This window comes from Arthrobacter sp. SO5 (genome assembly GCF_020532805.1).
Classification (GTDB): domain Bacteria; phylum Actinomycetota; class Actinomycetes; order Actinomycetales; family Micrococcaceae; genus Arthrobacter.
Window position 1 is genome coordinate 1 of the sequence record NZ_MQTQ01000002.1, and the last position, 12,860, is coordinate 12,860.

Annotated in this window: 9 protein-coding genes and 1 pseudogene; 3 read left to right on the forward strand and 7 right to left on the reverse strand. The window is 67.5% G+C overall.

Annotated elements, in window-relative coordinates:
* Nucleotides 1-442: 442 nt before the first annotated feature.
* The 4 genes from BJG92_RS00230 to ffh all read right to left on the reverse strand — a co-directional run bounded on the left by BJG92_RS00230 (nt 443) and on the right by ffh (nt 4,906).
* Nucleotides 443-1,318 carry a VOC family protein gene (locus BJG92_RS00230; protein WP_231961623.1) on the reverse strand — a complete coding sequence of 292 codons (876 nt, stop codon included), beginning with the start codon at nt 1,316-1,318 and terminating at the stop codon, nt 443-445.
* Between the two features lie 74 nt (nt 1,319-1,392).
* A complete protein-coding gene (locus BJG92_RS00235) occupies nt 1,393-2,532 on the reverse strand; it encodes an amidohydrolase family protein (RefSeq protein ID WP_231961624.1) in 1,140 nt (379 codons plus the stop codon).
* Nucleotides 2,498-3,262 (reverse strand): triacylglycerol lipase, encoded by a 765-nt coding sequence (locus BJG92_RS00240; protein ID WP_231961625.1) that lies wholly within the window; start codon nt 3,260-3,262, stop codon nt 2,498-2,500. Before BJG92_RS00240 ends, BJG92_RS00235 begins: the two co-directional genes overlap by 35 nt.
* Before the next feature lie 60 nt (nt 3,263-3,322).
* Nucleotides 3,323-4,906: a signal recognition particle protein gene (gene ffh, locus BJG92_RS00245; protein WP_231961626.1), complete on the reverse strand. Its 1,584-nt coding sequence runs from the start codon at nt 4,904-4,906 to the stop codon at nt 3,323-3,325.
* 152 nt (nt 4,907-5,058) lie between these two features.
* On the opposite strand from ffh, the gene BJG92_RS00250 reads away from it, so the two are divergent.
* Nucleotides 5,059-6,447, forward strand: coding sequence for a glucose-6-phosphate dehydrogenase (locus tag BJG92_RS00250; protein ID WP_231961627.1), 1,389 nt, complete (start codon nt 5,059-5,061; stop codon nt 6,445-6,447).
* Nucleotides 6,448-6,546: 99 nt separating this feature from the next.
* Here the strand turns inward: BJG92_RS00250 and BJG92_RS00255 are convergent, their stop codons facing one another.
* Nucleotides 6,547-6,885: a P-II family nitrogen regulator gene (locus BJG92_RS00255; protein ID WP_028276847.1), complete on the reverse strand. Its 339-nt coding sequence runs from the start codon at nt 6,883-6,885 to the stop codon at nt 6,547-6,549.
* Nucleotides 6,882-8,243 (reverse strand): ammonium transporter, encoded by a 1,362-nt coding sequence (locus tag BJG92_RS00260; protein WP_231961628.1) that lies wholly within the window; start codon nt 8,241-8,243, stop codon nt 6,882-6,884. Before BJG92_RS00260 ends, BJG92_RS00255 begins: the two co-directional genes overlap by 4 nt.
* Nucleotides 8,244-8,502: 259 nt before the next feature.
* Here BJG92_RS00260 and BJG92_RS00265 point away from each other — a divergent pair.
* A pseudogene (locus BJG92_RS00265) lies at nt 8,503-9,738 on the forward strand (MFS transporter).
* A 381-nt stretch (nt 9,739-10,119) separates the two neighbouring features.
* Nucleotides 10,120-11,517, forward strand: a complete 1,398-nt coding sequence (locus BJG92_RS00270) for a hypothetical protein (protein ID WP_231961629.1) — start codon at nt 10,120-10,122, stop codon at nt 11,515-11,517.
* A gap of 82 nt (nt 11,518-11,599) precedes the next feature.
* Here BJG92_RS00270 and ftsY read toward each other — a convergent pair whose 3' ends face one another.
* Nucleotides 11,600-12,817 (reverse strand): signal recognition particle-docking protein FtsY, encoded by a 1,218-nt coding sequence (gene ftsY / locus BJG92_RS00275; RefSeq protein WP_231961630.1) that lies wholly within the window; start codon nt 12,815-12,817, stop codon nt 11,600-11,602.
* Between the last annotated feature and the right edge of the window lie 43 nt (nt 12,818-12,860).

Here is a 12,860-nt window from a genome sequence, read left to right on the forward strand (position 1 = left end):
GCCCCAGCCAGCCCCACCCGGTCCCGCCACTGGGCATGCGTTCCTCTGGCCCGCACCAGTGGACATAATGCCGCTATGTCCATTCCAGGTGGCGACCGGAGGACATGTGCCGCGGCCCGGTCCGCGACGAGTGGGCATGTCCTCCCCGGGCCCGGCAGAACCCACCACTCACGGGCCCGGCCGAACCCCGCCCCAACCAACCCCACACGGTCCCGCCACTGGGCATGTCCTCCCCTGGCCCCCGGGCATGTCCTCCCTCGGCGCGGACCAATGGACATAATGCCGCTATGTCCATTGCGGGCCGCGACCGGGGGGCATGTCCCGGGAGGTCCAGCCGACGAACTCATCCTGAATAGCTGCGGCTATGCGCGGCCGCCGTGCATAGCCGCTCGGGCTGCTCGGGCCGCTCAAGGGCCGGCGTCGGCTCCGGGTCAATGCGCCCTTAGCGGACCGCCACGCGGATGCGGTTGCGCCACGGGTCCTCGAAACGCAACTCGGCTCCGGTGTGGTGCAAGGAGACGCGGGCGGTCTTGAGGCGCTCGGCGAGCGCCCCGACGTCGTCACCCGAAGGTACTTCGATGAGCACTTCACCAAGGCCCAGGGTGTCCCGGCGCGGGCCGGCGCCGCGGCTGTTCCAGACATTCATGGCCATGTGGTGGTGGTAGCCGCCGGCCGAGACGAACAGCGCCTGGCCGTGCCAGCCCGCCGTCCTCTCGAAGCCAAGGGTCCCCACATAGAAGTCCTGGGCCGACTGGACGTCACCCACCTGCAGGTGGACGTGCCCGACGCCGGCCTCCGCCTCCCGCTGTCCGGCCAGCGACGCTTCGGTGAGGTGCTGCTCGAGGTAGCGCCGCGGCGGCAGGGCCAGGCTGTCCATCACGACGTTCTTGCCGTCCCAGGACCAGGCCTCGCGCGGCCGGTCCCAGTAGAGTTCGATGCCGTTGCCCTCGGGATCACTGAAGTAGAAGGCCTCGCTGACGAGGTGATCGGCGCTTCCGGTGAAGGACTGCGGCTCGTACTGCGCGGCGGACGCGACGGTGGCCGCCAGGGATGGCTGGTCCTCGAACAGCAGGGCCGTATGGAAGAGGCCCGCCTCTCCGCGCGGGGGGATGGCGAGCCCGGGTGAAGGGGCCAGGTGGACCAGCGGCTTCTGCCGGCGTCCAAGGTAGATCCCGCCGTCCTGCTCGGCCACGATCTCCAGGCCGAGGGCCTGCTGGTAGTAGGCGGTCATGACCTTCATGTCACCGACCTTGAGCATCACGGTGCCCATGGCCAGTTCGGCGGGAAGAAGGTCCTGGGTGCTGGCTTTTGCAGACATGTGATCGCTCCGGTGCTTCATCGGCCACCGACCTTCGATGACCTCCTACAGAGTAAATTACTTGAAGCTTCAATTTATTCCGAATCGGCCCGATATCCCCGGCTGACGAGCTCTCCCCGCAGCACAATGTGCGTGAGCTCCCGCAGTGTGGCCGGATTGTTCCGCGGATCCTCGGCGACTACGAGGACATCGGCGCTAGCCCCTTCCGTGATGGAGTCAGCCCCGAGCCAGTCCCGCGCGGCCCAGGCGCCGGCGTCGAGGGCGGCCCGGGCAGGCAGCCCGGCTGCGTGCAGGGCCTCGAGCTCGTCCACGATGCGCCCGTGCCTGATCACGCTGCCGGCATCCGTTCCGGCGTAGATGGTGACGCCGGCCTCGAATGCCTCAAGGACCCGCTCAGCGCGCCGTTCCCAGAGCGTGCGCATGTGGGCCGCGTACCGGGGGAACTTCGCGCCGGCCTGCGCGGCGATGTCCGGGAACGTGGCGATGTTGATCAGGGTGGGGACAATCGGTACGCCCTGCTCCACGAAACGGGGCAGGTGCCGGGACTGGAGGCCGGTGGCGTGCTCAACGCAGTCGATCCCGGCGTCGAGCATGCCATCGAGCGTGTCCGCGGCGAAACAATGCGCCGTCACGCGGGCGCCCTCGTCGTGCGCGGCCCGCACGGCGTCCTTGAGCACCGCGGCGGGGAAACAGGGGGTGAGGTCACCGGCGTCGCGGTCGATCCAGTCCCCCACAAGCTTGACCCAGCCGTCCCCGGCGCGGGCCTGCTTGCGCACCGCCTCCACGAGGCCCTCCGGTTCCACTTCGACGGCGAAGCCCTGGAGGTAGCGGCGGGTCCGGGCGATGTGCCGTCCCGAGCGGATGATACGCGGCAACTCTTTCCGCTGCTGGAGCCAGCGGGTGTCATGGACCGCCCCGGCGTCGCGGACCAGCAGCGTGCCGGCGTTCCGGTCCGTGACGGCCTGGCGTTCGGCCAGCTCGGCCGTGACGTCCCCGCCGGGGCCAAGACCGATGTGGCAGTGCGCATCCACCAGCCCGGGCAGGACCCAGCCGTCCAGCACCAGGTCCGGGGAGCCGGCGGGCCGGCGGAAGGTCAGCAGGCCGTCCACCGACCAGAGCCCGCGCGCTTCCCGGTCGGGTCCGGTAAGAATGGGGCCGCTGAACTCGATGATGCCCACGTCAGGAGGCCCGGGCGTGCTGGCTCCGGCTGACATCGGCGATGAAGGAACGGATGATGCCGTCGCCCTCGGCGGAATCCTGTGGCCGGTGGCCCCCCGGGGCGGTGCGGTGCAGGGCGCCGGTTTCGCGCAGGTAGCCGGCGATTTCCTCGTAGAGGGGCTCCCACCCGCCGGTGAGAATCAGGGTGGGTACGCCGGGCACTATCTGCAGCGGCGCCTCCCACGGGGGTGCCTGCAGCCGGAGCCGTCGGGCCTCGCGCTGATCAGGCGGTGTCGAGGCCGCAGCGCCTGGCACGTGGGCGGGGTCCGAGACTGGGTCCGAGACTGCAAAGGCACGGCGGATAAACTCCCGCTGGAAATCATCGTCGCTGAGGTGCAGCCGAACGTCGAAGAGCGGCTGCATCAGCACCCGGTGCGCCGCCGTGGCGGGAAGCTCGGCCGTGAGCGAGAGGCAGGCCGGTTCCACGAGCGTCAGGGACTGCACCAGCTCGGGCCGTTCGACGGCGGCCATCATCGCCGCGATGGCCCCCTGGGAATGCGCCACGATGTGGCCGCCGGCCTCCCCGCGGCCGTCGTCGGCCAGGGCGGCGAGGACAATCGCGGCGTCAGCGGAGAAGTCCGACGGGAGCGGCTCTGCGACGGCGTCGAAACCGTGCCGGCGCAGGAACAATGAATCGTAGCCCAGCGCCATCCCGTGCTGTTTCGGCCACGCGGCAGCTCCGAAACTGCCCGCCCCGTGGACGAAGACAACGCGCTGCTTGAACATGCACTAACCCTATTCCACCGGCCCGACAATAAGGCCGGCGACATCGCCGCGGGCGGCTGCCTACTTGTTGCCGCCGAGGAACTTGTCGAAGCCCTTGGGCAGGTTCAGCTGGGAGGGATCGAAGTCCGCACCCTGCTGCCCGAAGGATGCCCCGGTGGGCAGTGCCTTGGGGCCTGCGGCACGCCGGGTCTCCGCGTCCTTGAGTTCCTGCGCGGCCTTGGCCGGGTTGCCGGAACGGGCCTTCTTCTTGGGGGCGCTCTTGGCGGCCTTGCGCGCACCGCCGCCCGTGCCGGGCATCCCCGGCATGCCGGGCATGCCGCCGCCGGCAGCCATCTTCTTCATCATCTTCTGCGCCTGGCCGAACCGCTCCAGCAGGCCGTTGACCTCGGAGACGTGCACACCGGAACCACGGGCAATGCGGGCCCGGCGGGAGCCGTTGATAATTTTCGGTGCCACGCGCTCGTGCGGCGTCATGGAGCGGACAATGGCCTCCACACGGTCGATTTCGCGTTCGTCAAACTGTTCCAGCTGCTGCCGGATGTTCTGCGCGCCCGGCATCATCATCAGCATCTTCTTCATGGAACCCATGTTGCGGATCTGCTGCATCTGGGCCAGGAAGTCATCCAGGGTGAAATCTTCCCGGTCGGCGAACTTCTGCGCCATCCGGGCAGCTTCATCCTTGTCCCAGGACTTCTCCGCCTGCTCGATCAGGGTGAGCACGTCACCGAGGTCGAGGATGCGCGAGGCCATCCGGTCCGGGTGGAAGAGCTCGAAGTCATCGAGGCCTTCGCCGGTGGAGGCGAACATGACGGGCTTGCCGGTGACCGACGCGACGGAAAGGGCGGCACCGCCGCGGGCGTCGCCGTCGAGCTTGGAGAGCACGATGCCGGTGAAGTTGACGCCCTCATCGAAGGCGAGGGCCGTGTTGACGGCGTCCTGGCCGATCATCGAGTCGATGACAAAGAGGACTTCGTTGGGAACGATTGCCCGGCGGATCTGGCGGGCCTGCTCCATCATCTCGGCGTCGACGCCGGTCCGGCCGGCGGTGTCCACAATCACGACGTCGTGCAGGGTGCGGCGGGCCTCCTCGACGCCGGCACGGGCGACGGCGACGGGGTCGCCGATCGGGTGCTCAAGCTCCGCGGAGGTGGCACCGGGGTGCGGTGCGAAGACGGGGACGCCGGCGCGCTGGCCGACGATCTGGAGCTGGTTGACCGCGTTGGGTCGCTGCAGGTCCGAAGCGACCAGCATGGGGCTGTGGCCCTGGGCTTTGAGGTGCTTGGCCAGCTTGCCGGCGAGGGTGGTTTTGCCGGCGCCCTGGAGGCCGGCGAGCATGATGATGGTGGGCCCGGTCTTGGCGAGGCGGATGCGGCGCGTTTCGCCGCCGAGGATCTCGACGAGCTCCTCGTTGACGATCTTCACAATCTGCTGGCCAGGGTTCAGCGCGGCGTTGACCTCGGCCCCGAGCGCGCGCTCGCGCACGCGTCCGGTGAACTCGCGGACCACGGGCACGGCGACGTCGGCGTCCAGCAGGGCACGCCGGATCTCGCGGACCGTGCCGTCAACGTCAGCCTCGGTGAGGCGGCCTTTGCCGCGGAGGTTCTTGAAGGTTGCTGTCAACCGGTCAGAGAGTGAATTGAACACGCGCCGTGCACTTCTTTCAGTGGATCTACAGTTGGCGGCCGGTCCCGCATGCCAGCGTCGTGACTGGTGTTCGCCTGAACGAACCGCCTCGACAACGGGACTCGACTATCTAGGGTACCAAGACGCGCGTTCAAGATGGCATGCTGGCTTAGGTGACCAGCCAAATAACTGTGAAAACCCTGCTCATCCTCGGCGCGACGGGCGACCTGACCGGCAGGCTGTTGCTCCCCGGCCTGGCCAGGCTCGTGTCCCGCGGACGCGCCGATGCGCTGACGCTGGTAGGGGCGGGCTCGGATGCCTGGACGCAGGAACAGTGGCTGGGCCGGATTGAAGAGTCCTTTGCCGATGAGGCTTCCCAGGCCGAGGCCTACGGCAGGCGGGAACTGAAACGGATCCGGGAGACCAGCAGCTACCACCAGCTGGATGTCACGGCCGCGGGTCAGCTGGCCGGACTCCTGGCCCGGCTGGAGGGGCCCGTAGCCATCTACTTCGCGCTACCGCCGCGCGTCAGCCAGCTGGCCTGCGAGGCGCTGGCTCCCGGGCAGGTACCGCCCGGGACCCGGCTGGTCATGGAGAAACCGTTTGGTTCCAGCGAGGACTCCGCCCGGCACCTGAATGTTAGCCTTGCCGGCCTTGTCCCGGAGGACCACATCCACCGGGTGGACCACTTCCTGGGCAAGGCGACAGTGCTGAACATCCTGGGCCTGCGCTTCGCGAACGCCTTCCTCGAGCCGGTGTGGAACCGGGAGCACATCGAAAAGGTGGAGATCATCTTCGACGAGGACCTCGCCCTTGAGGGGCGTGCCCGCTACTACGACGGCGCCGGCGCCCTCCGCGACATGGTCCAGAGCCACCTTCTCCAGGTCATGGCGCTCATGGCGATGGAAGCTCCGGCGTCCGTCGATGAGCGCGATTTGCGCGATGCGGTGGCCACGGCCCTGCGCGCCAGCAGCATCAAGGCGCCCTATGCCAAGAGCACACGCCGCGCCCGGTACGCCGCCGGCTCCATCAACGGGCGCAAGGTCCCCGACTACGCCAAGGAAGAGGGGGTGGACGCGGCCCGCGGGACCGAGACTCTTGCCGAGGTCCACGTGGAGATCGACAACTGGCGCTGGCAGGGGGTGCCGTTCATCCTGCGCTCCGGCAAAGCCCTGGGCATAAAACGCAAGGAGGCGGTGGTTACCTTTCGTCCCGTCCCGCACTTGCCGAAGGGCTTCACCGGGGTGGACTCGCCCAATCAGCTGCGGATCGGGTTCGGCCCGGACACGCTGGAGTTCGACGTCGATGTGAACGGCCCGGGCAATGTGCTCAGCCTGGACCGGGCCACGCTCAAGGCCGAACTCAGCGGTTCCGGGCTGCTCCCTTACGGCGAAGTCCTGGAGGGGGTCCTGACCGGCGATCCCCTGCTCTCAGTCCGGGCGGACATCGCGGAAGACTGTTGGCGGATCATCGACCCCGTCCTCAGGGCCTGGGGCCGGGGCAGCGTGCCGCTGGAAGAGTATCCCGCCGGCGGTGCGGGGCCGGCGGGCTGGCCGGCCTGACCGCCGCCGCCTGAGGCGGCCCGACCGCCGTCGTCGTCGGACACGAAAGCGGGCCGGGAACCATGTGAGGTTCCCGGCCCGCTTTCGGTTGCGCGCCGCCTAGATAGCGGCCGATCCGCGTTCTCCAGTGCGGACCCGCACCGCCTCGAACACGTCCATCGTCCAGACCTTGCCGTCACCGGCCCGGCCCGTGTTGGAACTGGCGATAATGACGTCCAGAATGTCGTCCGCCTGCTCGTCGGTGGCCAGGACTTCCACCCGGATTTTGGGCAGCAGGTCAACGTTGTATTCGGCGCCGCGGTACACCTCGGTGTAGCCGCGCTGCCTGCCATACCCGCTTGCCGCGCTGACCGTGAGGCCCTGCACCCCGTAGGCTTCCAGGCCCTCCCGGATCGCTTCGAGCTTTTCCGGCCGGACGATTGCTGTAATCAGTTTCATGCCCCCACACTTTCCTTGCCTGCTGCGGTCTTCTTGCCGTTGGACGCCGGGTCCATCGGTGCGGCTGGGGCCCCTGCGGCCTGGGCCTTGCCCGTGATGAGTTCGTGCAACGGGGTGAAGCTTCCGCCGTGGCCGCCGACACCGAATTCGTAGGCGGTCTCTGCGTGCAGGCTGAGGTCCACGCCGACGACTTCCTGCTCCTGGGAGACCCGGAAGCCCATCGTCTTGTGGATGGCCAGGGCGATGATGGTGGTCAGGATCGCGGAGTAGGCGATCGCGATGCCCGCCACTGCGAGCTGCGCCCAGAGCTGGGTGAGGCCGCCGCCGTAGAAGAGGCCGCCGCCCACGCCCTCGACCGGGAGGGCAATGAAGCCCAGCGCCACGGTGCCGATGATGCCGGACACGAGGTGGACACCGACGACGTCAAGCGAATCGTCGAAGCCCCAGCGGAACTTGAGTCCGACGGCGAGTGCGGAGGCCACACCGGCGATAACTCCGAGGCACAGCGCGCCGACGGGGCTGACGTTGGCGCAGGCCGGGGTGATGGCGACGAGGCCGGCGACCACACCGGAGGCGGCACCGAGCGAGGTCGGGTGGCCGTCGCGGATGCGTTCCGTGATGAGCCAGCCGAGCATGGCCGCGGCCGGGGCTGCCAGGGTGTTGACCCAGATGAGGCCGCCCTGTTCCGCAGTCGTCGCCGCGCCGCCGTTGAAGCCGAACCAGCCGAACCAGAGGATGGCGGCACCGAGCATGACGAAGGGGATGTTGTGCGGACGGTGGTTGGGATCCTTGCCGAAGCCCTTGCGGTTTCCGATGATCAGCACGAGCATCAGGGCCGCGACACCGGCGTTGATGTGGACCACCGTACCGCCGGCGAAGTCAATCGCGGGTCCGAGGGCCTTGCCGATGGCGCCTTCCGGGCCGAACAGCCCGCCGCCCCAGACCATGTAGGCCAGGGGGCAGTACACGAGCGTGACCCAGACCGGCACGAAGACCGTCCAGGCGCCGAACTTGGCGCGGTCGGCGATCGCGCCGCTGATCAGTGCCACGGTGATGATGGCGAAGGTTGCCGCGTAGCCGACCTTGATGAGTCCGTCAGGGGAGGTGATGCCTTCCAGCCCGAAGGTGGCGAAGGGGTTTCCGACGATCTGCAGGAAGCCCTCACCGGAGCTCATCGAGGCGCCCCAGAGCACCCACACCACACCGACCATGCCGATGGAGATGAAGCTCATCATCATCATGTTCAGTGCAGCCTTGGCGCGTGTCATGCCGCCGTAGAAAAATGCGAGTCCAGGTGTCATGAACAGCACGAGTGCCGCTGCCACCATCAGCCATACGTGACCTGCGGTAAGTTCCATGGTGCACGTCCTCCCTTGCTTGGATGCGATCTTGATTTCTTCTTGCGGAGTTTCTCCGCATGCCTCAACGCGGTTTGCGCTCTAAGAAGAGTGTGGCGGGGCCGTGTTTCGCCGCCGGAGGATTTATATTGCCGGGTTGTTACAAGAACCCCCGGGAAGTAAATGATGCAATTCCTTCTTGTTACGGTTATGTTTCACGCGATCCATCACGCCGTTGCAGCGGCCACGCCCCGCACCCCCACCGCCAGGAAGCCAGCACATGAGTAAGGCCCCACGCCAGGCCGCAGCCCCGCCCCAGACCAGCGACAGCAAGCCCGGACGGACACGGCTGCCGCGCGATATCAAGGTGATGTTGGTCGCGGCGTTCCTGATCGCCGTCGGATTCGGGCTGGTGGCGCCCGTGCTCCCCCAGTTCGCCACCACGTTCGACGTCGGCGCGACGGCGGCGGCCGTGATCGTGAGCATCTTTGCTTTCATGCGGCTCGTGTTCGCCCCGGCCGGCGGCGCCCTGATCGTGAAACTCGGGGAACGGCCCGTATATGTGGCCGGCCTGCTGATCGTCGCGGCCTCCACCGCGGCCTGCGCCTTCGCCCAGGACTACTGGCAGCTGCTGGTGTTCCGGGGCCTGGGCGGCGCGGGCTCGGTGATGTTCACGGTGGCGTCGATGGCCCTCGTGGTCCGGCTGGCACCACCCGAAAGCCGCGGCCGGGTCTCGGGGGCGTAAGCCTCCGCCTTCCTGATCGGCAACGTCTGCGGGCCGATCGTGGGCGGGTTGCTCGCCAGCTTCGGGCTGCGCGTGCCGTTCCTTGCCTACGCTGCTGCCCTGGTGCTGGCAGCCATTGTGGTGCAGACCCAGCTCAGCCACGTCCCGGCAGGCTCCCGTCCGGAGGGCGGGACAGCTCCGCCCATGGAGCTGCGCGATGCGCTGAAGGACAGCGCCTACCGCGCGGGGCTGTTCTCGAGCTTCGCCAACGGCTGGGCAACGTTCGGGGTGCGGATGGCCACCGTGCCGCTGTTCGCCGTCGCCGCCCTCAGCGCCGGGCCGGAATCGGCGGGCTGGGCGCTGGCGGTCTTTGCAGCGGCCAACGCTGCCGCCCTGACGTTCTCGGGCCGGCTGGCGGACAGCCTGGGCCGGAAGCCGCTGATGATCACCGGGCTGCTGGTGACCGGATCAGCCACGGCCACCATCGGCTTCACCCACGAGCTGCCGTGGTTCCTCGCAGCTACCGCCGTCGCCGGCATCGGATCAGGGCTGCTCGGGCCCGCCCAGCAGGCCGCCATGGCGGATGTGATCGGCAACCAGCGCTCCGGCGGCAGGGTGCTCGCGGTGTTCCAGATGACCGCGGACAGCGGGGCAATCATCGGTCCGGTGCTGGCCGGTGTGCTGGCGGACCGGCTGGGCTACGGCTGGGCGTTCGGCGTCACCGGAGGCATCCTGATCGCCGCGGCCGCCGGCTGGCTGCTGGCCCGGGAGACTTTCCAGCGTCCCAGATGAACTTTCGTCAACGAATTCTTCCGCGTCAAAAGCACCCCGCGGCCTTGGCTAAGCTGGTGGACACGTGTCACAAATCTCCGGAGGTAGTCCCCTATGCCCGAATTCGATTCACCATCCGGGAATGTGGGCCAAACTCGCTCCGATAACCGGCTGCGCGACAAGAGATCGCGGAGGCGGATTGTCTGGGCCGCGGGGCTTGTGGCACTCGGCACAGGAGTGGCCGTGGCCGTCCCGCTTACAGTCGGCACTCCGACGCCACCTTCAGCGCCAACACCCAGTGCAAGCAGCGCAGTGCCGACGGCAACCAAGTTGCTTCCGCCTGCTCCGGCTGTGACGTACTACGACCAGGCGGGTCCGCCGGCGGGGTCTCCACGGACCCCTGTGGAACCCCTCCAAGTCAAAATCTCAGCAGAGAAAACCGGCACGTCGCTGCCCGACGGCATAGTGGGGCTGTCCCTGGAAGCCACGGATCTGGCCGACACGAGCCTCCGCGCGGACAATCCGCAGATCGTTGCCGTGCTGCGAGGGCTCGGCAAGCCTCTTCTTCGTTTCGGAGGAAGCTCGGTTGACCGCCGGATGTTTTGGACGTCAACCGGCGAGGCTGTACCCGGAAACTATGAAGGGGACAAGCCTCGCCCCGTAAGGGCAGTCACTCCAGCCGACCTTGAGCGAGTCAACACGCTCCTGACTGCTGCTGACGCCAGTATCGCCCTGACTGTGGACCTAGGCCATTACGACCCCGCCAGGGCTACAGATATGGCCAAAAATGCGAGAAGGATCTTCGGGACCCGGCTGGTCGCTATCACCGTCGGCAATGAGCCCAACGGATTTCCTACAAGCGGTGTCCGGCCCGGCAACTGGGGCCTCAAGAACTACTTGGACGAGCTCAACACATACGCGGGCGCCATCAAGGCCCAAGCACCGGATGTTCCGATCGCGGGGCCGGGAGCGTATGCAGAGTCATGGTGGGAGCCGTTCATTAAGGCGGACCTGCCCCAGCAAAAGATCCTGTCCTTTCACCACTACCCCCTGACCAGTTGCGACGCCAAGGATCCGCAAAGTGCACCGACGATGGCCAACCTCGTGAGCGGTCGGATGCATGACCGCACCATTAGCTATCAACAGCAGGCGTTGAGCCAAGCGGGTGCTGCAGGGCTCGAGACCTGGATTTCCGAGACGGGAGTTTCCGCCTGCGACGGCTCGAACCCCACGAGCCGGACCCACGCCACCGCTCTGTGGAGTACCGACTACGTCCTGAGCTCAGCCCAGCAGGGTATCAAGCGGTTGGGTTTCCACAGCTCACTGCTGACGTGCAAGGGCGGTCCGCCGCTCTCCACTATCTGCTCCGGAGGACCGTATTTGAAACCTGACGGCACCATCACGGAACGCGCCCCCTATTTCGGCCTCTCCATGGCGGCCCGGATTGAGGCCGGCGACTTCCTCAAACTGAAGAGTTCGGGCGGCGGCCTGGCATATTCCTATGCCCTCCAGCAAAAGGACGGCAGCACCACGGTTGTTATTGTCAATGAAAACGACCCTGAAAAAGCTGCCCAGACTGACGTGGCCCTCCAGCTCCCCGGCAAGGCCCTAACCGGGACCATGTCCCAACTCACCGGCCCCAGCTACGCGGCTGAAGACAGCACGGCAATCGACGGGGCCAAGTCTGAACCCATCCCGCTCGCCGATCGTGCCACCGTCGCGGGCTTTGCCTACGGCTCCGATACGCAGAAGTTCAAGCTGACGGCAGGCACCGTCACCGTCCTGAACTTCAAGTACTAGACACCACAAGCAACTAGCCCGCAGTTGGTGCCGTTTTCAGGGTTCTCAACGGCAACTACTGCGGGCTGGTTGGGATGCCGGCTCAGTTCAGCAGGGCATCGACAAAGCTTTCGGCGTCGAACGGCGCGAGGTCGTCCGCGCCCTCGCCGAGGCCGATCAGCTTCACCGGGACGCCGAGGGACTTCTGGATGGCCACGACGATGCCGCCCTTGGCGGTTCCGTCCAGTTTGGTCAGCACGATGCCGGTGATGTTCACGACCTCGGCGAAGACGCGGGCCTGGTTCAGGCCGTTCTGGCCCGTGGTGGCGTCCAGGACCAGGAGCACCTCGTCCACCTCCGCGAGCTTTTCGATGACGCGCTTGAGCTTGCTCAGCTCATCCATCAGGCCCACCTTGTTCTGCAGGCGCCCGGCGGTGTCGATCATGACGACGTCGACTTCCTGCTCGATGCCCGCCTTGACCGCTTCGTAGGCGACGGAGGCCGGATCCGCGCCGTGGACGTCCGACTTGACGGTGGGGACGCCGACGCGCTGTCCCCACGTGGCCAGCTGCTCGGCGGCGGCGGCGCGGAAGGTGTCGGCGGCGCCCAGCAGCACGTCCTTGTCCTCGGCCACCAGCACGCGGGCAAGCTTGCCTACCGTGGTGGTCTTGCCGACGCCATTGACGCCCACCACCAGCACGACGGCGGGTTTGTCACCGTGGCGCTCGACGCGCAGGGCACGGTCCATGGTGGGGTCGACGAGCTTGATGAGTTCCTCGCGCAGCAGGGCCTTGACCTGCTCCGGGGAGCGTGTGCCGAGGACCTTGACCCGTTCGCGGAGCGCGTCCACGAGCTGCAGGGTCGGTTCGGTGCCAAGATCCGCCAGCAGGAGGGTCTCCTCCACCTCGTCCCAGACGTCCTCGTCGATCTTGTCCGCGGAGAGCAGCGCCAGCAGGCCTTTGCCGAAGATGTTGTTGGACTTGACGAGGCGTTCACGCAGCCGCGTCAGGCGGCCGGCCACCGGCAGCGGCGTCTCCACCGGCACGGTTTCCAGGCCGGCGACGTCATCCGGCACCTCGACGGTTTCGAGGCCTTCCAGGTCGACGGCGGCGGCGTCCGGGGCCACGCGTTCACCCGGCGGCGCGGGGCGGTCCTCGAGGAGGGTTCCGCCGCCCCCGCCCGGCTTCACCGGATCGTTCTCGTCGCGCTTTCCGGGGTAGCTGGTGATGTTCCTCCGGGTCTTCATGAGGACCGGGATGAGGGCACCGAGGACCACCAGGGCAGCGAGAATGGGCAGGAGAATGGGGAGGATGTCGTTCACTCCCCTAGCTTCTCACAAACCCCAAACGCGCCGGCGCCGCCGG